Here is a 23,351-nt window from a genome sequence, read left to right on the forward strand (position 1 = left end):
CCGCATCCCGACAGTGGTCGGGATAACAGCCGCATGTTACGCTGATTGAGCTACCAAGTGCGACTGTGCGCGGATGAGGCTCCGCGTGGGCCGCACTGCACAGGGCGTCCCGTGCGTTGCGGTCGTTATCAATGCCACGCATGGGAGGCAGTTCCCAGTGGGCACACGCATGGTAGCCCTTTTTGTGCGTCAGGTCAAGGGCTTGACCTGTATTTCAAGAGGAAGAGGTGTGAAGGGCGTTGTCGGTTGCGGTATCGGTTGCCAAAACAACCAGTTCGGTGGTTGCGTCGAGGGTCCACGTGGTGTCGTTGGGGGGATTCAGATGAAGAGTGCGGTCGGCAGCGGTACCGTGCCGTATCCCCAGGAGCGTTCCATGATGGGTCGCCACGGCGCGCTGCAGGGCGTGGGTGGTGTGCTCGGTGTCGGAAGAAAGTCCGTAGCGCGATGCAGCGTGAAAGGCAATCTCCGCTCCATCAGGCCCGAACAGTTCGCTCATAACGCCTCCCAGCTCGCGGCGGAGTGTTACCTGAGCCAGCATACGGCTCATGAGAGCGGGCGATACAATCACATCGCCTGGATAGTCGCGGAGCAAGGGCGCATTGGCGGCGTCCATCAGCTCCACGACGACAGCAGGGGGCGTTGCGCACGAGGCGATCTGCGTATGCACCATGAGCCGGCCCATGAGCGTGCGCGCATCGGCCTCCTCGCCCGAAGCAAAGCGGTCGCTTCCCACCAGCACCACCGTATCATAAGCCGCCACGTCCAGCCTGCGCAGCACCGCGGCCCGCGTGTAATCGCCCCCCTGATGCACAATCTGCACATGATCAGGCAGCGTCAGTTCGTTGAGCATCTCGCGTCGGCGGGCTGTGGAGACGATCGACACCACGGTAAGATGCACGGGCGTGGCGTAGCTGCTGTACTCCTGAATCAGCGACACGACCTGCGCGCTCCACCCGAAGCAGACAATGCGCTGCTCAGAGGTCGTGCGCGACGAGGGAGCAGGGGGGACGAGCGACGGCGGCTCAGGGATCGCTGATTCGGGCGGCTGCGGGAGGGTGTCGTCGTATGCATGGGCAAGCAGCACGAGCCGGTCGCCCGGAGTCAGCTGGAAGTCAGGGGGCGGATTCAGGTGGGTGTGCGCCTCGTTCCCAGAGCTGCGTATCACCCCCACGAGCGTAGCTGACGGAAACCACGCCGCAGCCTCATAGGCCGAGCGTCCGTCGAGGTGCGTGCTGGTCTGCACGTAGAGCGCCGCGCCACGATCGTTCGACAGCAGCTCGTGGTAGAGCACCGCCAGCCCCGGATGCCGCGTGGTCTGCGCGAGCAGCCGCGCCAGCGTACGATCGCTCTCCACCGGCTCCAGCGCCGCCCCGGTCATCGACTCGGCCACGGACTGGCTGTCCGGCTGCGTGAACTCGGCCACGATGGTGGGAAGCGTCTCTGTTTCAGCAGGCATCTCACGCAGCGTCATCAGCGTCTTCACCACGCGGGTATCGGTGGCGAGGCGGTCGAGCGAGGCCGAGCGCAGCGCCGGAATGATGAGCGTAGCCGCCTGTCGAGCGTCGACGCGGGCCAGGGCATCTGCATCCAAGACACGGCCCGATCGCAACACAATGTCATCCACATCCCACATGCGCCCGACATGCTCAGCGAGCTCCTGCCGCCGCGCCGCCGTAATCTCTTCCGCCAGAATGACAAGTTGCAGCGACCGGAGGCCGCGCCGTTTCAGGAAGCGCTTAACGCGTCCCCGTGAGATCACCAGCTCGCGCATCAGGTCGAGCGTCCGGTCGGTCCACCCCAGAATAACGACGTGCCCGCGGGCCGCAATAGGCGTAAGGCCGCGCTCCAGCGTCGCAATGCGGCGGTGCAGCCCCTGCGTCATAATGGCCACGAGCGAGCCCATAAACAGGACATAGCCGGCCATCGTCACGGCCACTGACACGGTGCGCAGCATCGCGCCCTGGTCATCCCCCAGATACCCCGGATCGGTCATGCGCAAAAACGCCCACCAGATAGCAACAAGCGGATGATCGAAGGCATCGGTGGTCCCCCATGCCGTCAGTCCCCCGATGCCTGCAATCAAGACGACGAGCGTGGCCGCAACGGTAAGCTGGGCGAGCCATCCATGCTGGATCCAGCGCTCCAGTCGGAACAGCAGCCAGCGAGCAATACGGGAGCGCGACATGCAACAAAGCTACAAGGAACGTACTACGGGGCGTAATCGAACACGCCCAACGTACAAAAGCACAGCGTGATGTGCAGTCCGCTGCCTCCGTCTAATCAATAAATCGGATGGTGAGGGGATAGGTGTACCAGACATTGTTGGAGGCCCGGACTGCAGCCACGATCGTCAGTATCACATCGATGGCAAGGACGATCGGCAGAAGGATAAACCCGACCAACACAAAAATGAGAAGCGCCGATATTCCACCATAAATGGTCATATTGATCTGGAAGTTGAGCGCCTCAGCCGCATGATGACGCACGTAGTCCGATTCGTCTCTTTTGATCAGATAGATGGCCAGCGGGCCCAGGATATTTCCAAACGGGATAATAAACGTAGAGAACGCCAGCAGATGGCTGACGATTGCTAATTTGTTTTCGTCATCTGAGATGGGGGAATTGGGAGTATCCATATTGCCTACAGCGGATTAGAATATAAATGTTGATAATTTACGGCCATGCTATGGTTCAAAGTATATTGGTCACTATGAGTAAAGTCAACGCTGCGTGAACAAGCGCGCGGATGTGAACCGCAACGCGGACAAGATGGCTACGCGGCATCTGAATAATCCGCCCGCCCCGGAATCACGCCCCGCACGCCGCCACGCACAAGTAGATCTAACTATACTCAAGACCTGAAGCGCTTCTTGGTATGCCAACTCAGATATTCTGGGTCAGGATGTAGACCACGATCGTCTGGCAGATGAATAGGGCGTTCGTCTAAGGTGCCCAAATAGCCGGGCGAGTTATAGCTTGCAGAGAGTTCTGAAGACAGTCGAATCCTGTAATCTGTAGATATAGTCATCAGGCCCTGTTCGAAAGCCCAGTGGCAAAGCTTGCTGAGTGCAATACCATTTCGGGGAGAATCGTTATGCGATATGCTCCACGGCACAATGTGTGCAGCATCAATCGCCGTGCGGTTGTCTGCTGTTAGAATACGGATACCGCTTGCAGCGCACCGATGGTTGTATGCAGCAACTACTGCGCGGCGAAATCCCTGATCTCGAACAGGATCGGGAAAAGCTTCTGAAGCGTCACTGTCATCTTGAGGAGACGGACTGTGATGAGGCTGTTGGAGCAGGATTTTGCTGTACTTGAAGGATCGCACATTTATTTGTCCACGTTCCAGGACCGCAGACCGTGCGGATTTAGAAAAGTAAGATTCGATAAGTGTAGCGCGTAGCACATCACGGTTTTCACTGCCCTGAAGCAAACTGAACAACTCGTCGTCTAAGCGAGCCCCTTCTGTGTGGTCATGGAGCGCGCGGATAGAGCGCAGACGTTTACCTGCCTCTAAAATAGGCTTGCTCTCCTCAGCCGGGATCAGATGCCAAAAGTTATCTCCTGTTAGATGGAAGAACGGCATTGCAATATTCGGCCGTCTCTCCTCTGACATGACATCCTCCCAGTACGATCTGAATAAGTCGTGCAAATCGGGTGTGAGGCGAATATGGTTCTTCGGGAGCTGCCCCTCTTCGATCAAGTCGAGAACCGAGAGTAGAAGAATAGGCTTGTGGGGGGCTCCATATCGAGTAGCAGAAGGGTACCTGTCTCTGTTTTTGTCGCGCCTCAGATTCTGAATCTTACTGACGTACAAGTCAATGTCTGACATGAGGATATAAAAACAAATGGCAGGTCTGCTTGATTTTGAACCTATCAAAAGACCGATTCGGATACAAGCACAATCATAAGAACGAAGAAAGATGTGATCCGGTCTTGTGTTTCAATCAAATCTAACCTATGCTAAACTTAGCTCTTGCTGGAGAGCTTCTCCAGTAAAGAATAAAAGCTTCCTTCTCTGTCCAAAGCTCACTATGCGTGTATCTTTCTCCGGTCACGAGACATTCCCGCTTCGCTTCAATTGGCTGAAAAAAGCTTTTGATGAAGCAAGTAAGAAGTCTGATATTTTCAATTCTGACCAAGCTATTGCCAGATTTGGGGTTGGTAAAAATATGGTCCGGTCCATTCGCCATTGGGGGTTGGCCTGTGGGGTGCTTGAAAGTGACCCTGATGTGACGGGGGGATATACACCCACTGACTTTGGGCATCAGCTCTTGGGAGAAAAAGGATGGGATCCTTATCTGGAAGATGTTGGCACAGCATGGCTCTTACACTGGAAACTATGTGCAGCGCCCGAACCCTCACCGCTGTGGCATTTTGTGTTTGCCCATTGGGCAGGACGTGGCATTGAAATCGGTACTGTACGCCCTCCCTTTGAGGACTGGGCTGAGAAAAATGATATGCGACTGCCTGCTAACTCGACGTTGAAGCGCGACTTAAAGTGTCTCTTGAGTACGTATGCGGGTCGACGCTCTCGCCGAAACCACCTTGAGACACCGGGGAGTCCTTTCGTAGAGTTAGGGCTAATTCACGATACGAGTGGGGTGTATCACTTCCGGCGAGGTTTGCAACCCTCATTGCCGGCGGAAATCTTCGTCTACGCAGTGCTCCAGTTTTGGAGTATGAAGCATGGCGATACAAAGTCAATCTCAATTGAGGAGGTCTTGGAAGAAGGAGGAAGCCCCGGACGTATTTTCAAGGTGGCGCAGAACCGAGCATTCGACCTGCTCACGGAAGCAGAAAGCTGGCCGAATCCTCCATTCACGTATCGAGACTCTGCGGGAAATCGCCAACTCTTCCGGCATGATGAGAGCATGACGGCAGCAGATGTGCTTGATCGCTACTACACGCATGCCCATCACGCAATAGCTTAACGCAACGGCTTAGTTCTATGAAAGACCTTCCAGTATCTATTCGAGGACAGTTCAAGCGAAGCGTAGATCTTGTACGTGATTTCCACGACGCCTCGGAAATTGACGGCTACATCGTAACCCCTACGGCCCAGAAGGTGCTTCGCCAAATAGGAGCATCGATTCAGGGAGATCGCACGGAGCGTAGTTGGACCCTTACCGGTCCATACGGAGGCGGAAAGAGTGCTTTTGCGTTGTTTGCGTCTCATATAGCACGGGGAAATTCAAACGCAATAGATCATCTTCGCAAAGAAAACGAAGAGCTTGCCATATCATTCAAGCCTCTTCAAGAAACGCCGCTCTGTCCCGTGCTGGTAGGCGGAGCACGAAAGCCGTTGAACACCGCACTTCTGGAAGGGCTCGCAGCAGCGCTGCCTTCATTTGCTGAGCAAGTGGATGCCGATGAGGATACGCGTGAAGAATTGCTCGGCTTGTCTAAGGAAATCGAAGAGGCAATCCACCAGGAAGACCTCTCTGGAGAGACCACACTTGACCTTTTCCTCCGTGCGTCTCGTGGTGTTCAGAGCAGCGGAGGTGATGGGCTCTTCATCGTTATTGACGAACTTGGAAAACTGCTGGAATATGCAGCCCTTCATCCCGACCGAGGGGATATCTTTGTGCTTCAGCAACTCGCTGAGCGAGCGGCACGGACGGTCAAGGAAGATGAGCCGTCGCTTTTCCTAACAACGATCTTGCACCAGTCCTTTGAACGGTACGCGAGCGACCTTGACCAAACCCAGCGTGAGGAGTGGCAAAAGGTGCAAGGGCGCTTTGAGGACATTGCATACGTGGAGCCTACGGACGCAACGCTTCAACTACTTGCCAACGCCGTTCAGGTAGACCGTAGTGCATTGAGTAGCAAAAGCAAATTGCTTGTTGATGATGTTGTGGCAGCTGCACAACTGCCAAAGCGGTTTGACGTATCAGAGACACGGGAGCTACTGTATGAAACGCTCCCTCTGCACCCTCTCGTTTCGTTGCTGGTCGGTCCACTCTTCAGAAGACTTGCTCAAAATGAGCGCTCACTGTTTGCCTTTCTCTCTTCCAGCGAGCCAAACGGCTTCCTGGATATCATGGCTCAAGTCGGTGAGGAGGCACCGGCCTCAGACCTGCCGTTATATCGGCTTGACCATCTCTATGACTACCTGATGACAACATTGGGGGCGACTCTATTCAATCAAAATACGAGCAAGCTATGGGCTGAAACGGAGGCAGCCCTCGGGCGCATGAAGGACGTGACACCGCTATCCCAACCGGTGCTCAAACAGATTGCGCTTCTCAATTTTGCGGGCGAAATGGCCGGACTGGAGGCCACGACTGATTTAATCTGTTCCTCGATGGATGCGCCCACAGAAGATGTTGAAAAGGAGCTCAGTCGTCTCATTGATGAACGGGTGATCGCCTACCGAAAATACAGCGACAGTTATATCGTATGGCAGGGAAGTGATATCGACATAGAAGAGGAAGTTGAAAAAGCACGGGCACAGGTTTCTCCTGACGTTCCTCTCGCTGATCTGCTTACCGAAGTCGTACCTCCTTCTCCTGTAGCGGCCCATCGGCACTCCTATGAAACAGGCACGACGCGAGTGTTTGAAGTGCTTTACAGTGCAAGCAATATGTGGGAAGCTACGCTCGAAGGGGCAACACCTGAAGCAGACGGATATATCGTCTACGTTTTACCAGACCGCAATACCGACCGACAAGAGCTTGTCCAGGCCCTAAAAAGTGAGGCGGAAGACACCTTGTTGTTCTTTGCCGTTCCGGAAGGTGTTAGCCGACTTCGAGATATTGTCTACGAGCTCAAATGCCTTCAGTGGGTTGGCAAAAATGTTGAGGAACTGAACGGAGATGCCACAGCCCGTCGTGAGCTACGAGAGCGACAGGCCGATCTCGAACAGCGTGTAGACGCGTCGCTTAGTCGCCTACTCGTTGCAAATGAGTCGGGCCAGAACCCGTGTACATGGATCCATAAGGGTGCGACTCTTCGGGTTGAAGGGCAACGCCACCTGCAAAGTATTTTCTCCGAAGCGTGCGACGAGGCCTTTCCCGACGTGCCCGAGATCTGGAATGAACTACTGAATCTCCGTGAGCCGTCCCCAAGTGCTGTTCGAGGGCAGAAGAAACTGCTCGAAGCAATGACGACAGGCAACGAGGAGGAAGGACGCGCTCCCGACAAAAACCGCCTGGGTATTGAGGGGACACCTGCAGAATATGGCCTTTATGCCTCTATCGTGCAAGCAACGGGCATGCATCGTGAAGGAGACGACGGGACGTGGTACTTTACTCATCCGTACAAAGAAGAAAAGCCTGGATGCTATGCGGTATGGAATCGTATCGAGGAGTGCTTTCGCGAAGCAAGCGGAAAGCCTGTAACGGTTGACACGTTCTTTGATGAGTTAGCAAAACGCCCGTATGGAATGCGGGCTGGACTTACACCAGTATTTTTGTTTGCCTACTTCAAGGCTAATGAAGACGAGATTGCCTTCTATGAGAATGGCACCTTTCTCCAGCAGATCGACTACGGAATGATTGAGCGCTTGCTCAAAACCCCGTCTAAGTTCGAGATGCAGCAGGTAACTATAGAAGGCCCGCGACGTGATGTGCTTGAGCACCTGGCCCCATTGGTTGGGCTTGCCGATGATGACCGGAAACCGCTACCCGTTGTCCTCAGGATTCTGCGCGAAATACACGGCCTCCCGCCCTATGTCCGAAAGACGTCGCGCATGTCTGAAGAGGCGCTTGCCGTTCGAGAGGCCCTGTACAGAGCTACGGATCCGACCACTCTACTTTTTGATGAGCTTCCGAGGGCGCTCAACACGTCAGTAGATTCCTTCCTTTCGTCTGAAGACGTCAATGAGGAGGCGATCCAGTCTTTTGTTACCGGATTGCAGCAAGCGCTGCGTGAAATTACCAGAGCATACGATCAGCTTATCCGCATTATCCAAGAGCGGGTTGCCAAATCATTCCAAACCCGAGGAGACACCGTTGAGGAACAGCGCCATGAGATCTCCGAGCGGGCCCAGACCCTGGAGCCGCATGTCTCTGACGATGAATTAAAGGCCTTTGTAATTCGGGCCACAAACGAAATGATGGATACGCAGGCCTGGTACGAATCCATTGCTACGCTACTGACCGGCAAACCGCCGGTGAAGTGGCTCGATGATGATTTTGAGCGATTTAGCGCAGAACTCGTCCAGACGGCCCGCAAGTTTCGCAATCGCGAGCCGCTGGTGTTTGAGAGTGGTTCGAGTACTGGAGACAAGCCGGAAAAAAATCAGTCGCGTAAGCAGCCCAAGTGCAATCTTATTCGGATACGGTTGGGGATTACTACATTGGGTGAGGACGAGCAAGAGACCGTCGTCCAGATCCAGCCTGATGACCAACAGACTGTTGATAAGCTTGCTGATGAGTTGGAATACACACTTGAATCAGCATCGAATGTGGGCAGTAGAGATACACAGATCGATTTGGCCGCTCTTGGGAAGCTCATCCAGCGGTTGAGCAAAGACTTGGACACCTCGTTGACTTCTGAACTTGAAGCAGATCTCCAATCATGAGCGATTCTGAAACACGGCATATTATAGCAATCAGCGGTGGTAAAGACAGCTCTGCGCTGGCCATATACCTACGTGAGCCCAATCGGTGGCAAAAGCATCTCGGCAAAACGGAAGCAGAGCCGCGCGAGCCGCTGGAAGACGTTGAGTTTGTATTCTGCGACACCGGCACTGAGCTTGAAGAGACCTACGAATACCTGGATCGTTTGGAGACGAAGCTCGGAAAACCTATAGAGCGCCTGCAGGCCGACTCACCACCCGGCAAGACACCTTTCGACCACTACTTAGAACTATACGGTGGCTTCTTGCCCAGTGCCAACATGCGTTGGTGCACACGCAACTTGAAGATTAAGCCGTTCGAGAATTATATTGGTGATGATCCGGTTATCAACTATGTGGGCATTCGGGCCGACGAAGACCGTGAGGGATACATCAGCACCAAAGACAACATCACTTCGGTCTTTCCTTTTCGAGAAGATGGCCTCGTAAAAGAGGACATCTACCGTATATTGGAAGACAGCGGCATGGGACGACCTGAGTACTACGACTGGCGCTCCCGAAGCGGATGCTACTTCTGCTTCTTTCAGCGCAGGAGCGAGTGGGTTGGTCTCAAGGAGAACCACCCTGAGTTCTTCGAGAAAGCAAAAGAGTATGAGAAGGTAGACGAAGAGACCGGAGAATCCTTCACCTGGTCGGATACCGAATCGCTCGACGAACTGGAAGACCCAGAGCGCATTGAGGAGATTAAAGAGCGGGCTGAACAACGAAGAGAGCGGCTGAAACAGAATATGTCCAACCGCTCCCTGATGAGCCTCTACTTCGAGGACGAAGTCCGGGACTTAGAGGATGATGGCAAGGGGTGTAATATTTGTCACTTGTAATGATAAGCCGCTAGAGTACAACTGAAGATGGATACTAACGATTTAATTAGCAGAGGCAAAGAGATTGCTGCGCACAAACAAGATTTCACGCTTCTCCCTGAAGCATGGAGAGCTTACAATGAGGAGCATAGCTGCGAATGGAACCAGAAACCTTTGAAGAAGGAAAACAAATCAAACATACCAAATAAATCTGGAGTATACAACCTAATAGTTGAGCCTAATATTGCATGCCACCCGTCTTGTGGTTACTTGATGTATGTGGGGGAGACTAAAGATCTACAGCGTAGATTCTCAGAATACTTGCTAGAGGTAGACGAAGAGAAAGGAAGACCTATGATTCGAAAACTTCTTTTCATGTGGAAAGGATTTGTAAAATTTTATTATATAAAAGTATGTCAGGAGAGAAAAGAAGAAGTCCAAGATAGCATGATTAATGCATTTAGGCCTCCATACAACATTGCTATGGACGCTAGCGTAGGTCAACCGCAAAAAGCATTCGGACCATGAGTAGATCAGACGAAACACTTATCGTACCTGCACTTCGCTCATTCATGGGAGACTGGGTCTATTACTCAGCTTCTCTAACCATGGAAGATGTCTACGAGCGTGTAAATGTAGCAGAAGAGATACATGAAGGGAACTCTTTAGGGGAAATGATTCAACGGGAATTACTGGATGAGAAAAGAGCACCTAAGATTAAGCGCTATCTTGAAACTCAAGACCAAAGATTTTTTAACTCTTTTGTGATAGGTGTCTATGGAGGTGTTCCTAACTGGTATGAGGTAGAAATTGGGGATATGCCTTTACCAGGAAGTAATATCACGATACCAGAACGCTTAAAAGGAATCTTTGGTTTGCTAGTACTTGATGGAAGCGAAACACTATTTGCTATTGATGGGCAACACAGAGTCGCTGGAATAAGAGAGGCAATAAGTAAAGGTAATAAAGACATAAAAAAAGAAGAAATATCTGCAATATTTGTAGGTCATAAAAGAAGTGAAAAGGGTAGGCGCAGAACGAGACGGCTCTTTACTACGCTTAATAGATATGCAAACCCTGTTAGTAAACACGAAGCTATAGCTTTAGATGAGGATGATGTGGTTGCAATATCCACACGAAAATTGATCGAAATCCATCCTCTATTGAAAAATAACACTGCATTAAATAAGACAAAAGCTATACATACTTCTGATAATAAAAGCTTTACGTCTCTGGTTGCATTGTACGATTCTTTGGATATATTGCTCAGGGATAGATCCAATCCAGATTGGGATGAGTACAAAAAAGTCAGGCCTGAAGATGAAAAGATCCGAGAGCTTACGGATCTGTGTATGAGAGCCTATGATATGTTGTGCGACGAAATTGATGCGCTTCAAGAGTATGCTAACCTTCCAGTATCAGAGGATATGGCACTTCAGTATAGAAACAGCGAACATGGAGGACACCTGTTGTTTCGGCCGGTCGGTCTCCTATTGGTGTTCAATGTAGTACGTTATCTTCGAGAAGACTCTGATCTTTCGCTGCAATCTGCAATTTCTCGTATTTCTCAACTCCCGATGTCGCTTGAAAACTCGCCCTGGCAAGGTCTCCTATGGGATAATGCCAACAAACGTATGGTCACATCTCGCGAGAATCAACGTGCTGCAACGCGGCTTGCACTTTTCTCTTTAGGTGGGGATCTCTCACGGTTTCGGACTATGTCGACTGAAGATGAAATACGCAGTGAACTTGCAGGTCTTTACAACCAGCCTGAAAGCGATGTGGAGGTACCGAAGTACATCTAGAGCATGTCGGCTTTAGTCTGCGATGGCCTCTATCAGTACACCCGTTTCGAAGTTGAGCAGAAACTCCGAGTAGTAACTGTCGAATACATCCTTCAGGTAGTCGCCAAGTTCAACCTCTTCTGGCTGCGAGTAGCCGTCTTCGGGAGGTTGCTTAATCTGATATCCGCGGTTTTTCGTAATCGTGTAAAGGAAGAGCGTGTGGAAATAGACAGAGGAGAGATAGCGGTTCTCAGCGATTTTAATGCCTTCTTCGCCGCTCTGACTGGATTTGTAATTGAGCAGCACTCGGCTGTCCATGTTGACGAAGATCTTTTCAAGTCGGTCTTCTTCGTTCACGAATGGATGCATAATGGTTCCGTAATCCATGTCTATGACGTCGGCAAGATTAGCCCAAGTGGCTTTTCCTTTATCCGCTGACTCAAACACTGGTATAAGTTCGGGGAGCCCGATCAAGTTGTCGAGGTCCGGTTCGCTTTTCTCAGTTTTTGTGCTACCATTGTTCTTCCGTGGCTTCCCGATCTTAACCCAGAAAATCTCTTCCAGGTTTTGCCCCGGAGCCGAAAGAGACACCTTCGTTTGGTAGGCATCGCCGACGCTAACATTGCTTTTGGGCTTCATCCGCACTCGGATTTTTCCCTTGTCAGGACTGGACTTCACGATATCGAAGATATCCGATACCTGATCGGGATGACCCAACTCGTCTCCTCCTTTTGTTTCGTTCGGGCTATAGTCAAGAATAGATATTTTGAGATCGCCGGGGTCTCTGACGCGGTCAAAATACTGATCTTCCACATCGGTCTCGAACTTTACGGTTCGCTGGCCACCAAGGGGAGTCGTGATGACACGACGACCGTCTACATCTTGCCCGGAGCGCAGGTTGAAGTAAGAAGGATGGCGGTGGCCTTCGAATGAGGGTTTATCCCCTCCACGAGAGCTGTTTTTTCGCTGTTTTGAGGAGGGTGATTTTCTCTTTTGCTTTCCGTTATCTGATCGCTGGTCAAGCTTAAGAGTTTGGTTGAGCAGCTTCGTCATGTCCTCGTCCATGGACAAGTTCTCTGCAAACTGCCGAACAAGGTCTTTTGTACTCTCGCTCTCAACATTCATTGAGCTCTTGCGCCGCTTGTAGATATCTTTCAGACGGCTGCTTTTGAGCTCTTTGGCAACTAAATTGCGCAAGGTGCTCGACTCATCGCCCTGTTTCAGGCGGTCTCGTGAGGCCATGAACAACTCATTTCGAAACTCCACGTCAAGGTCAGTAACATCAACATGGATGAGGAGATAGTTCTTGAGTAGGCCGTACTTCAGAGACCGCGATATAAACTCTGTGGTGTAATGCCCATGCACTTGGCCATTCACAGAGAAGACCACACGCATGTTGTTCTGGAAAAACTCGCTTCTGATCGCCTTTTTGGTTTCCTTGACGCTCTTTCCGTCAATGCGAGACTTGAAGACGTAGCAGGTGATTTTGATTTTCCCCCCTATGTCTTCACTCTCACAATCAAGCGAAAACGTCTCATCGATGTATTTATCCTGTTTGTCTTCCAGGCGTCGCTTCAGGCCGTAGAGATCGCGTTCTGGGTTCTTGTCATGCGGGTACTTATCGCGACGCCCTTCAATCGTATATACAGGCAGGGCCGGTTCAAACAAGAACTCGTTGAGGTGCCGATTCAAGTCTCGTGTGATGATAGACTTTGCGCCGCTCGGCAAGTTGTAAGAATACAGCTTGAGAATAGACCCTGTAGTAAAAGGCCTATTGTGCAGACCCAAGTCTAAGCCGTTTCCGATCGGAAAAGACGGGATTGAGCCATCAATCTTCAGGTACTCATACCAGGTGTTTTTCTTGCGTGTACGCTCTTCACCTGAAAGGGGATGACGACGCAGCAGCGTAAAACCAAAGTCGCCACTCTCGTCGTAACGACGTGAACCAATCAACTGGTAACGCTTATCTCCGCAGAACACAAGGGCTCCCGAACCTCCCATATTGTACTTGCCCTGCACGAAGTGTATTTCGTTCTTGTTGCCCCGTAGCAGAGACAGAAACGTGTCGTCAAAGTCTTCGGGATGCTGTCCCTCCCCATTATCGTAAATCACCAGGGAAGGTGTGTACTTCAGTCCCTGCGCAATAATCTGAATGTCTTCAGCTTGCTCCTGGCGGAATTTCGGAAGATCCCAGTTCGAGTGCTCAGGAAAGTACTTTTCGACAGCTTTTTCTATCGATTGCGGAGCCTCTGGAGAAGTCGGATCGACTCCATTCTCCAAGCACTTTCGCATTAGGATTGCATCAATGGAGTTGGTTATTTTCTCTACAAGTGCAGGGACAGGTGCAGCCTGTTGATTTTCGACAACCCCGAAGTTATTGTCGTTGCCCCCGTAGGGAACCCAGTTTCCGTCGTGGAAGACCTCAGGGTGACTATCAATGACCTCTGCTACAGTGTCTTCCTTGTCAGCCTCGTAGAGCAGCCAGAAGAGTTTTTCGTGTGTCATACGTCGATTTGAAGGTGATATGCTGGTCGGAGATGATTAGGGGCAATAGCTCCCCAAGTTGTGGAGGGGAGAAAGCTGAAGCTGATAAGTGATACCTAAAGCCCGAATCTGAATAAGAAGGGCCTTGACTTTCTTTACACAATGATAAGGCTGAACCACCGGCAATATCAACATGCTCTTTGAGAACACACCCATAGGAATGAAAAGCTTACGTTAACTGTTTCGCCATAATCTGGGAGCGCTTCCAAACCACATTCAGTGGCTCCGCTCTTATAGTGAAGGCTACCCACCGCATCCCTATGACAAACAATGCCTATCTCACCACTGCTACCGTCTCCACAAGCGCCTTTTCCAGATCCGGGGGCGGTGTACGATTGCAGCATCGCGAAGCCGTGCGTGCACAGGTGCAGATGAGGAGGGCACACTCTACATTATCTGCGCCGAATCGCTATGTGGAGGGTTGCAGTCTACAGTTAGCGAGACCTGTTCAGGTCTCCAAGACCTGACAGGTCTATCAATGCCGGATTCGTGGCGCTAATTTGCAGTTTGTGTATCACATGTACGCATTAACGGTACGTAAATGAGCTTGTCTTCAGAACGTGATACACAAGATGGATCTGAGTTTTGTATTTCCCATGACAAATGAGCCTATCCGGCTACTGCCTCCGTCTCCACAAGCGCCTGTTCCAGATCCGGAGCCGGCGTATCGGCGTAGTCGGCAACGGTGGCGCGGGTGATGGCGTAGCACGTCTCCGTCTCCTGCACGCGCACCTGCACCGCCGTTACGCCGTGGTCTTGCAGCATGGCAAAGCCGTGCGTGCACAGGTAGCGCGCCACGTAGTCGGCCAGCGCCTCGGTGGTGCTGCGGCCGTCCAAGACGTAGTGCTTTACGCCGAGCGTGGCCAGGGCCTCGCGCAGCGCCGTGTCGTCCCGGTTTACGTAGGTGCAGTGGTCCCACGCATCAATTAAGGGGGATACGACGCGCTTCACCTCCTGAAAGTCGATCAGCATCTCCGACGGACCCGGCGTGCCGTCGAGTTCGATCCAGCAGGTGTACGAGTGGCCGTGCAGGTTGCGGCACAGACTGGGGTGATCCGCCAGGCGATGCGCGGCTTCCCACCGAAAGCGTTTGGCGACGGTCATACGAAAAACACAGGGTAACGAGCAGACGAGTGATCCGCGTCAAGCACGGACGAATGCGTACCGACCGCCGCGCTGCAGAGGTTCCCCGCCGCCGCGCTATCGCCCCGATTTACGAGACCTTCGCGCAGCCTGGTGGAACTTGCATCCGAAATCAGACTATTACGCTCATGTCTGCACAACACGCAGCCCACTTGCCCAAGTGGCGGAATTGGTAGACGCGCTGGCTTCAGGAGCCAGTGTCCATTGCGGACGTGGAGGTTCGAGTCCTCTCTTGGGCACCCATTCCACACGATTCGAAGCGCCTTGCTTTCCCCCAAAGCAGGGCGTTTTTTTGTGTTTGCAGGGTGTTTTTAGGGGGATGCGGAGGCCGGACGCTACGTTGGGATGCTCGTCTCAACACGATGGCATACGCGCTGTACCATATTTGTGCGATAGCGCGCTGGGATGTTCATCAAACCACACCGGTCTCGTTATGCAACGCATTGCAGACATCCGACCCCTGCTTGATGGCATCGTCCACTGGGAGACACAGGAAACGCCCCATGGTGCCGATCTTACCGTCGCCGAGATCTTTCGCCTGAGTGGTCCGGGGCAGTTGGACTTCGGCGGCGACGAGTATGCCGAGGCGCCACGCGAGCGGCTGGCTCCCTCCAAGGCCAATCCCGACGACAGCTACGGCTGGTGGCGCCTGGACGAAGGCACATACCTGGTTCGCTACAACGAGATGATACAGCTGGCCCGCGACCAGCACGCCCGGCTCGACCCGCTCCCCCGGCTGCTGCGGGCAGGCGCACAGCACCCGTCGCGTGTGCTTAATCCGCCCGAGGGCACGCTCGAAACGCTACTGACCGTGGGCACGGGCGGATGTCACATCAAAGAGAATGCCCGGATCTCGCGGCTGGAGGTGTTTGGCATTGTCGAATAGAAGCCGCGGCCTCCCCCGCTTTGATAGCCGGTAGGAGTTACGCACTTGGTCTCGATTGTCGTGGTTTCTTGCACAAGGACGGGACCGAGCCGTTTGGCAGCACCACACATCCCCCTTAATCCCCCTTCAGCCGAAGGGGGAGACAAACGAAAGTGTGCCGCTTCCACCTGCTCCCCTGGAGAGGGGAGCTGTCGCATGAGCGACTGAGGGGTGGACACGTAGGATGTTTAGCCCGAGGGCCGCTAAACAGGTACGAGCCTCGCGACGAGATAACATGTGTGAGCCGCAACTGCGTAAGTCCTCAGCCGGGTAATTTTTGTCGACCACGTATGTCTTTAGCGACTTGTTCCAGATAGCCGGATTTTCGTTGTGGCAGTCAGCCCGGTTATGGTTGGGGAGACGAAAGCGCCGACACCGCATCGTCGCCATACCGCGCGGCAGCGGCTGCTTCGGTCATGAACAGAATGTCGCCGTAGTACGCGGTGGCCGACTCGCCCGTGTCGTCAGTATCGGTCATGATGGCTACGCCGTTTACGTTGGGCAGGGGGCCTTCGGCATCGCTGAAGGCGCGCCGGTAGTCGTGACCCAGGTGACGCACCTCCTCGACCCACTGGCCGGTCTTTTCGGAGCCGCTCTGCGTGGGCAGCATCATCACAAGGCGCGTGTACGGGTTTTCAACGGGCTCGCCAATCGGGGCCTGGCTTGCCCAGATGTAGTTGAGGGCTCGCGTGGGCAGGTTGTCGTATCCAAGAAAGCTGGCGGTGCGCAGGCGCGCGCGCTGCCCGAAGCTCAGGTTGCTGCGATCGTAGTCGAACGTCACGTAGAGGCGCGCCGGATAGTCATCTCCGCTCTTCTCGTAGACGCTGCCTTCGTCGAGCACGTTGCTAACCTTCCACCGCCACGCAACGATCGGGTGCGTATTCGGGTTGATGCGCCGCTCGGTCGCCAGTCCCGAGGCACCGCCATCGCTCTCGGCCCGCACCACGAGCGTGTCGTTCACGCGCCGCACGGTGTACGTGGTAGGCGTGTCGATATCGCCAAACGTGATGGGCTGCCACCCGGCCGGGAATCCGCGCTCGATCTGTCCCGCCGAGAAATCGCCAACGCGAATCACATCGTCGGGCAGCGACAGCATGCCGAATCCAACCAGCCCAGCGGCAAGTGTGCAAACAAGAATCGTAGCGAAGATAGCACGCATAGCGAGGCCACAGGGATGTACGAGGGACAGTGCTTCGTTGTACACCCGTACGGATTGTGGCATGCACGCGGATGGGGGCGCCGCGCGTATGTGTCTGATGCGTTACATGCGTGCTCGGCATGGCGCCATGCCTCAGCGGTAAGACACCGCGAGTGCAAGGCTAAAGACGAGTGCCTGCATCAAGATAATGGCGGCGCCGCTGGGCCAGTCCAGGTAGAACGAGGCGAAGAGCCCCGCCACGGCGGTGGTTGTGCCCACGCCCATGGCCCCAAGGGTCATGGTGCGGAAGGAGCGTGCGTGCAGCCGGGCGGTGGCGGCGGGCACCACCAGAAAGGCGGTCACGAGAATGGCCCCGACGAGCTTCACCGCAGCCACCACGGTAATGGCGATGCAGGTGATGAGCATCAGGTCGTCGCGCTGCACAGGCACGCCATCGGCGCGGGCCAGGGTGCGGTCGAACGTAGCGTAGGCCCATCGGGGCCAGAGCGGCGCCAGGGCCGCGGTGCCCACCACGAGCGCGAGTAGCACACCTACGTCGAATGCCTCCACGGCCAGGATGGAGCCAAACAGGTAGGTAAACGCATCGGCGGTGTACTGCTGCCGGTACGAGAGCAGCACCACGCCGAGTGCAATAGCAACAGCAAACAGAATCCCGATAGCGGTGTCGCTGGTGAGCGGGCCGTGGTCGCTAATCCATGCGATGGCCCATCCCACACCGACGGTAAACGGCACGGCGACCCAGAACGGCTCGATGCCCAGAAGCAGACCCAGCGCAATCCCGCCGAAGGCGGCGTGCGAGAGGCCCACGCCGAGAAAGCTCATGCGGCGTTGCACCACAAACGCGCCGTAGTAGCTGGCCAGCGCGCCCAGGCACACACCGACCACCAGCGCACGCTGCATAAAGGGATACTGAAGCGCATCAATCATGAGGTGGGCCTCCTTGCAGCATAGCGTGGGCGTGTCCGACATGTCCAAAGGCCTCGCGGAGCGGATCGGCCCCAAGCGCCTTCTGCGGCGGCCCGTAGCTGATGCATCGTCCGTCGAGCAAGAGTACGTCGGTGGCGTGGTGGTAGGCCGCGTTCCAGTCGTGCGTCACCATTACGATGGTGGCGTCGTGGTCGGCCTGGTAGCGATCGAGGAGCTCGTAGAGGTCGGCAGCGCCGGTGGCATCGACGCCGGTGGCGGGCTCGTCGAGCAGCAGCAACTCGGGCTCGTGCACCAGGCAGCGCGCCAGGTAGACGCGCTGCAGCTCGCCGCCCGAGAGGTCGCTCAGCAAAGCTGTGGCCAGATCGGCGGCCCCCACGGTCTGTAGGGCGGCACGGGCCTGCTCGGTGGCTGACTGCGTGCGCCAGAACGGCCAGGCGTGGGTGAGTCCCGAGCACACCAGGTCGATGACTTCGGCGGGAAACGTACGGTCGAGCGTCTTGACCTGCGGCACGTAGCCAATGCGTGGAGCATCGCGCCCCGGCGGGTGGCCCAGCACGCGCACCGTGCCATCAGAGGGCTCCACAAGTCCCAGCAGTGTATGCAGGAGCGTGGTTTTGCCTGCGCCATTGGGACCGACCACCGCGACGAAGGCGGCAGCCTCCACGTTGAACGTCACGTGGTCGATGACACGCCGACGCCCGCGATCCACCGAAAGGCGGTTGACTTGAATGACAGGCGCCTGGGCCATAGCAGAGCGATGAGCACAATGAGACATGCCCCTGCATCCAGGAGCCCGAACAGGTACGAGCTATGCGGCAGCCGGAATGGTATCGCCATCGGCGGTGCGCAGGGGATACTCGGCGGAGATGTCGCCGTTGGCCATCTGGCGCAGCGTGCGGCGTAAGAGGCGGCGGCGAAAGGCGCTCAGGTGGTCGGTGAAGAGGACGCCTTCGAGGTGGTCATATTCGTGCTGCACCACGCGGGCCAGCATATCGCCCATTTCGTACGACTGCTCCTCAAAGTTGCGGTCGAGGTACTCAACCTGCACCCGCTCGGGCCGCCGCACGGGTTCGCGGACGTCGGGAATCGAAAGGCAGCCCTCTTCGAATTTACCGGTAGCCTCGCTTTCCCATGTAATTTTGGGATTGATAAACACCATCGGCTGCTCCGGAAACTCGACGCCGTCGGCGTGCAGCTCATCGGCCAGCGGAAGCAGGTCCACCACAAAGATGCGCTCGGTGCGGCCTACTTGCGGAGCCGCCAGCCCCAGCCCGTTAGCGGCGCGCATCGTCTCGATCATGTTGCTGATGAGCGTTTGCACCGCCTCGGTGTTCTCGGTGACGGGCTCCGTCTCGCGCCGCAGCGCATCGTGGCCAAACACGTAGATGGGCAGAATCATGAAGCAAACGGGGGCTGGTGGACAAACAAAACGCAGTCTCCTTATACCCGTGGTGTGGCGCAGGGATTCGACCGCGAGTGCCCTGCTACAGGTCGCTTCACGAGCGCCCGTAGTCGTCTTCGAGGCGGATGATGTCATCTTCGATGCAGAGCCCAAGCTGCGTCTCAATAAAGACAAACGGTGCGTCGTTTGGGTTGGTGACGCGGTGCACATCGCCAATGTCGATGAAGACCGAGTCGCCCACCTCCATGGTGATCACGTCGTCGTTGAGCGTCACGTCGGCGCTGCCCTGTACGGCCACCCAGTGCTCCTGGCGGTGCTCATGCTTTTGCAGCGAGAGGCGTTCGCCCGGATTCACTACAATGCGCTTTACGCGGTAGCCCGGCTCATTCAAGTACTCTTCCCAGCGTCCCCACGGACGGTCGTCGGCATCCAGTAGCATGCGGTAATTGGATTGATGGTTAAAAAAGATGGAGGATGTAGTATGCCCGATACCGACGGTATCACGCAAGCATCGCACGCGCTCTTTTTATGAAAATACAGCGGGATGCGACGGGGGAAGCGCATTCTTCCATCCTGTGTCCTGTCCTTCAAAAACGAAAGATTCCGGCTCAGGGGCCGGGATGACGTACACGGAGCGTTTTCCATAGTCGGAGACCAGGGCTGCCGCCTCACAGCCGCCCGACCCAGTCGCGCAGCCGCAGTTCCCACACCTTCCAGGCCGCCTCGCGCACGATGGCTTTGCTCATCTTGGACTGCCCTTCGCTGCGTTCGGTAAAGATGACGGGGACTTCCTGGATGCGAAATCCAGCGCGCCAGGTGCGAAAGTGCATCTCGACCTGAAACGCATACCCGTTCGAGCGCACGCGGTCGAGGTCGAGGTGAGTCGGCACGCGGCGATGAAAGCACTTGAATCCCGCTGTAACGTCTTTGATGGGCATGCGGGTGATGGCGCGTGTGTACATGCCTGCCCCATACGAGAGTACCAGGCGCGGCAGCGGCCAGTCGATGACGCGCACCCCGCCGATGTAGCGCGACCCGATGGCCAGGTCGGTTTTGTCGGCGGCCACCGGCTCAATGAGACGCGGCAGGTCGTCGGGATCGTGCGAAAGGTCGGCATCGATCTCACAGATGCACGTGTAGTCGCGCTCCAGTGCAAACCGGAAGCCGGCGCGGTAGGCCGAGCCGAGCCCCTGCTTGCCGGAGCGCTCCAGCAGAAAAATCCGGTTGGGATGCACGGTCTTCACCTTACGCACCAGGTCGGCGGTGCCGTCGGGCGAGCCGTCATCAATGACGAGCACATGCACTGCATCGGGCAGCTCCATGATGCGGGTGAGCAGCACTTCGATGGTGGCAGCTTCGTTGTACGTGGGAACGAGAACCAGCGTGGGGGGCACAGAACGCAAGTGGGTCAGGAAAGAGGGCAGGCGTAACAAGCGGTCGGGGCGTGCACACGTACAGACACGTAACAGCAGCGGTTGAGCCCAAAACCTGCGCTAAAAAGCGAGGCATAAATCGAAACGTAGCTCCGGGTTGTACCCCGGATCGTGCGAGGCGGTCCGCCGTCATCGCAAAGGTTCTCCACAAAGAACGATAGGAAACCGTTCCGATTCCGTGTCACACCGAAACCGTACGCCACGGCCTCACTTAAAAGAGCTGGTATATCCGGGGACCGCTTTCGGGTGGGCCGCCCCACGCTATCCATCATCCTGATACCCAACGATACGGTTATGGCATCGAGCAACGAGGTAGTAGACGAAAGCAATGCGCAAGACGCCACTGGCGATGCAGCTGCTGAGGACACAGCGTCCGACGCTGCGGCGTCGGGCAACGGCGTCGCCGACGACGCGCCCAAAGGGCCGTGGACCGAGCAGTCGATCGTCATTCCCAGCGATCCGATTACGGAGGAGTACACCTTCGACACGTATCCGGCCGATGCGTATACGCACGACGACGTAGACGCCGACGCGGACGAGCTCGTCGAGATGTTTCGTAGCATGACGCTGCAGCGCCGCTTCGAGGAGCGCTGCCGTCAGCAGTATCAGAAGCAGAACATTTCGGGCTTTCTGCACCTGTACATTGGTCAGGAGGCCGTCTCGACCGGATCAGTCCACGGGATTCGGCTGGGCGAGGACTCCGTCATCACGGCATATCGCGACCACGGCCTGGGACTGGCCATGGGCATGCAGCCCGGACCGGCCATGGCGGAGCTCTTTGGCAAGGCCACGGGCTCATCGCGCGGAAAAGGCGGGTCGATGCACTTCTTTAGCGAGGAACAGCGTCTGTTTGGTGGACACGGTATTGTGGGCGCGCACGTGCCGGTGGGCGCGGGCATCGCCTTCGCGCACAAGTATCGCGGCGAAGACAACGTCTGTCTCTGCTTTCTGGGCGATGGCGCGGTAAACCAGGGCGCCTTTCACGAAGCGCTGAACCTGGCCTCGCTCTACGATCTGCCGCTGGTTACGATCATCGAGAACAACCAGTACGCCATGGGCACCGCGGTGGACCGCGCCTCCTCGCAGCCCGACCTCTTCAAGCAGGCCCTCTCGTACGACATGCCCGCCGCGCTCGTAAGCGGCATGGACGTGTTTAGCGTCAAGAAGGCGGTGCACGACCACGCTGAAATGGCGCGCAACGGCCAGCCGTCGCTGCTGGAGATCCGCACGTATCGCTACCAGGGCCACTCCATTAGCGATCCCGCCGCGTATCGCAAAGAAGGCGAGCTCGACGACCGCAAGAGCGAAGACGCCATTGTGCGTCTGCAGCGCTATCTTGTGGCCAACGACATTGCCACCGAAGACGAGCTCGACGCGATTGACGACGAGCTGCAACAGGTCGTGCTCGACGCGATCGACTTTGCGGAAGAGAGCGACTTCCCCGACGAGAGCGAGCTCTACGACAATGTGTACGCGCAGGACGACTACCGCTTCCTGAACTGACCTGCGCATTGGCACCCACGGGCGCGCCTGCCGCGCGCCTCCCCAACGATATTACGTACTGACTGACTGTTTCCTACCCGATGGCTGAACTGCAATTACGTGAAGCAATTCGCGCGGCAATGTCCGAAGAAATGCGCCGCGACGACAAGGTGTTCTTGATGGGCGAAGAGGTGGCCGAATACAACGGCGCCTACAAGGTGAGCAAGGGCATGCTCGACGAGTTTGGCTCCGACCGCGTCATCGACACGCCGATTAGTGAGCTGGGCTTTGCCGGACTCGGCATCGGCGCGGCCATGAACGGCCTGCGCCCCATCATCGAGTTCATGACGTGGAATTTCTCGTTTGTCGCGTTCGACCAGGTGGTCAACAACGCGGCGAACATTCGCTACATGTCGGGCGGGCAGTTTGGCACGCCCATTGTCTTCCGCGGCCCCAACGGTGCCGCCGGACAGCTCGCGGCCACGCACAGCAACTCGGTCGAGGCCATCTATGCCAACTTCCCAGGCCTCAAGGTCATATCCGTGTCGAACCCGGACGATGCGAAGGGTCTGCTCAAAAGCGCGGTGCGCGACGACGACCCGGTGCTCTTCCTGGAAAGCGAACTCATGTACGGTCTGAAGGGCGAGGTTTCGGACGAGGACGACTACACGCTGCCCATCGGCAAAGCGCGCGTTGCGCGTACCGGCGGCGACGTCACTATCGTGGCGCACAACAAGAGCTACCACCTCGCTATGAATGCCGCCGAGGAGCTGGCCAAGCAAGGCTACGAGGCCGAGGTTATCGACCCGCGCACCATTAAGCCGCTCGACATTGACACGATCGTGGAGTCGGTTGTAAAGACGAATCGCCTCGTCATTGTCGACGAGAGCAATCCCTTCACCAGCTTTGCGAGCGAGGTGTCGCAGCAGGTGCAGGAGCGCGCGTTTGACTACCTGGATGCGCCCGTAGCGCGCGTCAACGCCGCCGACACGCCCTCGCCCTATGCACCGAATCTGTACGAGGCGTACATGCCCAGCGTCGATGAAACCGTGACTGCCTGCCGCCAGGTGCTCTACGCTGACGCCTAACCCCCTGTGGGCGGGCCCCGCAGCCTGCGCATCCCCCATTCCTGTTCTGCTGATACTCACCTGCTGCACAAAACCAA

19 protein-coding genes and 1 tRNA gene are annotated in these 23,351 nt (G+C 55.8%); 9 read left to right on the forward strand and 11 right to left on the reverse strand.

The features are described from left to right. Window positions 1-214: 214 nt before the first annotated feature. The 3 genes from CRI93_RS07385 to CRI93_RS07395 form a co-directional block, all read right to left on the reverse strand. Complete coding sequence (locus tag CRI93_RS07385; protein ID WP_098061988.1) at window positions 215-2,185, reverse strand: CASTOR/POLLUX-related putative ion channel; 1,971 nt, start codon at window positions 2,183-2,185, stop codon at window positions 215-217. 91 nt (window positions 2,186-2,276) lie between these two features. After that, window positions 2,277-2,636 (reverse strand): DUF4870 domain-containing protein, encoded by a 360-nt coding sequence (locus CRI93_RS07390; protein ID WP_098061989.1) that lies wholly within the window; start codon window positions 2,634-2,636, stop codon window positions 2,277-2,279. Between the two features lie 215 nt (window positions 2,637-2,851). Next, window positions 2,852-3,835 (reverse strand): HNH endonuclease, encoded by a 984-nt coding sequence (locus tag CRI93_RS07395; protein ID WP_098061990.1) that lies wholly within the window; start codon window positions 3,833-3,835, stop codon window positions 2,852-2,854. Window positions 3,836-4,037: 202 nt separating this feature from the next. On the opposite strand from CRI93_RS07395, the gene CRI93_RS07400 reads away from it, so the two are divergent. From CRI93_RS07400 to CRI93_RS07420, 5 genes are read left to right on the forward strand one after another with little or no spacing between them, the layout of a single operon-like run. Beyond that, entirely contained in the window at window positions 4,038-4,937 is a 900-nt protein-coding gene (locus CRI93_RS07400) for a DUF4007 family protein (RefSeq protein ID WP_098061991.1), read from the forward strand. Between the two features lie 17 nt (window positions 4,938-4,954). Then, window positions 4,955-8,530, forward strand: coding sequence for a hypothetical protein (locus CRI93_RS07405; protein ID WP_141491612.1), 3,576 nt, complete (start codon window positions 4,955-4,957; stop codon window positions 8,528-8,530). Then, window positions 8,527-9,408 (forward strand): phosphoadenosine phosphosulfate reductase family protein, encoded by an 882-nt coding sequence (locus CRI93_RS07410; protein ID WP_098061993.1) that lies wholly within the window; start codon window positions 8,527-8,529, stop codon window positions 9,406-9,408. Before CRI93_RS07405 ends, CRI93_RS07410 begins: the two co-directional genes overlap by 4 nt. A gap of 27 nt (window positions 9,409-9,435) precedes the next feature. Further along, window positions 9,436-9,915 (forward strand): GIY-YIG nuclease family protein, encoded by a 480-nt coding sequence (locus tag CRI93_RS15125; protein ID WP_141491613.1) that lies wholly within the window; start codon window positions 9,436-9,438, stop codon window positions 9,913-9,915. Beyond that, entirely contained in the window at window positions 9,912-11,192 is a 1,281-nt protein-coding gene (locus CRI93_RS07420; protein WP_098061995.1) for a DNA sulfur modification protein DndB, read from the forward strand. Before CRI93_RS15125 ends, CRI93_RS07420 begins: the two co-directional genes overlap by 4 nt. Before the next feature lie 12 nt (window positions 11,193-11,204). On the opposite strand, the gene CRI93_RS07425 is transcribed toward CRI93_RS07420, so the two are convergent. Then, window positions 11,205-13,676 (reverse strand): hypothetical protein, encoded by a 2,472-nt coding sequence (locus tag CRI93_RS07425; RefSeq protein WP_217992512.1) that lies wholly within the window; start codon window positions 13,674-13,676, stop codon window positions 11,205-11,207. 648 nt (window positions 13,677-14,324) lie between these two features. Next, window positions 14,325-14,819: a 6-pyruvoyl trahydropterin synthase family protein gene (locus CRI93_RS07430; protein WP_098061996.1), complete on the reverse strand. Its 495-nt coding sequence runs from the start codon at window positions 14,817-14,819 to the stop codon at window positions 14,325-14,327. A 193-nt stretch (window positions 14,820-15,012) separates the two neighbouring features. On the opposite strand from CRI93_RS07430, the gene CRI93_RS07435 reads away from it, so the two are divergent. Together CRI93_RS07435 and CRI93_RS07440 are read left to right on the forward strand one after the other, a co-directional pair. Next, window positions 15,013-15,097, forward strand: a tRNA-Leu gene (locus CRI93_RS07435). A gap of 194 nt (window positions 15,098-15,291) precedes the next feature. Next, window positions 15,292-15,744 carry a dCTP deaminase/dUTPase family protein gene (locus CRI93_RS07440; protein ID WP_098061997.1) on the forward strand — a complete coding sequence of 151 codons (453 nt, stop codon included), beginning with the start codon at window positions 15,292-15,294 and terminating at the stop codon, window positions 15,742-15,744. A 385-nt stretch (window positions 15,745-16,129) separates the two neighbouring features. On the opposite strand, the gene CRI93_RS07445 is transcribed toward CRI93_RS07440, so the two are convergent. From CRI93_RS07445 to CRI93_RS07470, 6 genes are all read right to left on the reverse strand, one after another. After that, window positions 16,130-16,942: a DUF3047 domain-containing protein gene (locus CRI93_RS07445; RefSeq protein WP_176521766.1), complete on the reverse strand. Its 813-nt coding sequence runs from the start codon at window positions 16,940-16,942 to the stop codon at window positions 16,130-16,132. Window positions 16,943-17,074: 132 nt separating this feature from the next. Next, window positions 17,075-17,869: a metal ABC transporter permease gene (locus CRI93_RS07450; protein ID WP_098061999.1), complete on the reverse strand. Its 795-nt coding sequence runs from the start codon at window positions 17,867-17,869 to the stop codon at window positions 17,075-17,077. After that, window positions 17,862-18,617, reverse strand: coding sequence for a metal ABC transporter ATP-binding protein (locus CRI93_RS07455; RefSeq protein ID WP_098062000.1), 756 nt, complete (start codon window positions 18,615-18,617; stop codon window positions 17,862-17,864). Before CRI93_RS07455 ends, CRI93_RS07450 begins: the two co-directional genes overlap by 8 nt. Window positions 18,618-18,677: 60 nt before the next feature. Beyond that, window positions 18,678-19,268, reverse strand: a complete 591-nt coding sequence (gene def, locus CRI93_RS07460) for a peptide deformylase (protein ID WP_098062001.1) — start codon at window positions 19,266-19,268, stop codon at window positions 18,678-18,680. A gap of 97 nt (window positions 19,269-19,365) precedes the next feature. Further along, window positions 19,366-19,710: a phosphomannose isomerase type II C-terminal cupin domain gene (locus tag CRI93_RS07465; protein ID WP_098062147.1), complete on the reverse strand. Its 345-nt coding sequence runs from the start codon at window positions 19,708-19,710 to the stop codon at window positions 19,366-19,368. Window positions 19,711-19,939: 229 nt separating this feature from the next. After that, window positions 19,940-20,665, reverse strand: coding sequence for a polyprenol monophosphomannose synthase (locus CRI93_RS07470; protein WP_098062148.1), 726 nt, complete (start codon window positions 20,663-20,665; stop codon window positions 19,940-19,942). Between the two features lie 333 nt (window positions 20,666-20,998). Between CRI93_RS07470 and pdhA the strand changes: the two genes are divergently transcribed. Both pdhA and CRI93_RS07480 read left to right on the forward strand, forming a co-directional pair. Beyond that, window positions 20,999-22,207 carry a pyruvate dehydrogenase (acetyl-transferring) E1 component subunit alpha gene (gene pdhA / locus CRI93_RS07475; protein WP_098062149.1) on the forward strand — a complete coding sequence of 403 codons (1,209 nt, stop codon included), beginning with the start codon at window positions 20,999-21,001 and terminating at the stop codon, window positions 22,205-22,207. Between the two features lie 80 nt (window positions 22,208-22,287). Then, entirely contained in the window at window positions 22,288-23,274 is a 987-nt protein-coding gene (locus tag CRI93_RS07480) for a pyruvate dehydrogenase complex E1 component subunit beta (protein WP_098062002.1), read from the forward strand. Window positions 23,275-23,351 lie beyond the last annotated feature (77 nt).

Source organism: Longimonas halophila (genome assembly GCF_002554705.1).
Classification (GTDB): domain Bacteria; phylum Bacteroidota; class Rhodothermia; order Rhodothermales; family Salinibacteraceae; genus Longimonas; species Longimonas halophila.

What these genes read in the sequence shown, in the direction of transcription:
- CRI93_RS07385 (WP_098061988.1), bottom strand. Translation starts at nt 2,185, where the DNA reads ATGTCGCGCTCCCGTATTGCTCGCTGGCTGCTGTTCCGACTGGAGCGC.
- CRI93_RS07390 (WP_098061989.1), bottom strand. Translation starts at nt 2,636, where the DNA reads ATGGATACTCCCAATTCCCCCATCTCAGATGACGAAAACAAATTAGCA.
- CRI93_RS07395 (WP_098061990.1), bottom strand. Translation starts at nt 3,835, where the DNA reads ATGTCAGACATTGACTTGTACGTCAGTAAGATTCAGAATCTGAGGCGC.
- CRI93_RS07400 (WP_098061991.1), top strand. Translation starts at nt 4,038, where the DNA reads ATGCGTGTATCTTTCTCCGGTCACGAGACATTCCCGCTTCGCTTCAAT.
- CRI93_RS07405 (WP_141491612.1), top strand. Translation starts at nt 4,955, where the DNA reads ATGAAAGACCTTCCAGTATCTATTCGAGGACAGTTCAAGCGAAGCGTA.
- CRI93_RS07410 (WP_098061993.1), top strand. Translation starts at nt 8,527, where the DNA reads ATGAGCGATTCTGAAACACGGCATATTATAGCAATCAGCGGTGGTAAA.
- CRI93_RS15125 (WP_141491613.1), top strand. Translation starts at nt 9,436, where the DNA reads ATGGATACTAACGATTTAATTAGCAGAGGCAAAGAGATTGCTGCGCAC.
- CRI93_RS07420 (WP_098061995.1), top strand. Translation starts at nt 9,912, where the DNA reads ATGAGTAGATCAGACGAAACACTTATCGTACCTGCACTTCGCTCATTC.
- CRI93_RS07425 (WP_217992512.1), bottom strand. Translation starts at nt 13,676, where the DNA reads ATGACACACGAAAAACTCTTCTGGCTGCTCTACGAGGCTGACAAGGAA.
- CRI93_RS07430 (WP_098061996.1), bottom strand. Translation starts at nt 14,819, where the DNA reads ATGACCGTCGCCAAACGCTTTCGGTGGGAAGCCGCGCATCGCCTGGCG.
- CRI93_RS07440 (WP_098061997.1), top strand. Translation starts at nt 15,292, where the DNA reads ATGCAACGCATTGCAGACATCCGACCCCTGCTTGATGGCATCGTCCAC.
- CRI93_RS07445 (WP_176521766.1), bottom strand. Translation starts at nt 16,942, where the DNA reads ATGCGTGCTATCTTCGCTACGATTCTTGTTTGCACACTTGCCGCTGGG.
- CRI93_RS07450 (WP_098061999.1), bottom strand. Translation starts at nt 17,869, where the DNA reads ATGATTGATGCGCTTCAGTATCCCTTTATGCAGCGTGCGCTGGTGGTC.
- CRI93_RS07455 (WP_098062000.1), bottom strand. Translation starts at nt 18,617, where the DNA reads ATGGCCCAGGCGCCTGTCATTCAAGTCAACCGCCTTTCGGTGGATCGC.
- def (WP_098062001.1), bottom strand. Translation starts at nt 19,268, where the DNA reads ATGATTCTGCCCATCTACGTGTTTGGCCACGATGCGCTGCGGCGCGAG.
- CRI93_RS07465 (WP_098062147.1), bottom strand. Translation starts at nt 19,710, where the DNA reads ATGCTACTGGATGCCGACGACCGTCCGTGGGGACGCTGGGAAGAGTAC.
- pdhA (WP_098062149.1), top strand. Translation starts at nt 20,999, where the DNA reads ATGGCATCGAGCAACGAGGTAGTAGACGAAAGCAATGCGCAAGACGCC.
- CRI93_RS07480 (WP_098062002.1), top strand. Translation starts at nt 22,288, where the DNA reads ATGGCTGAACTGCAATTACGTGAAGCAATTCGCGCGGCAATGTCCGAA.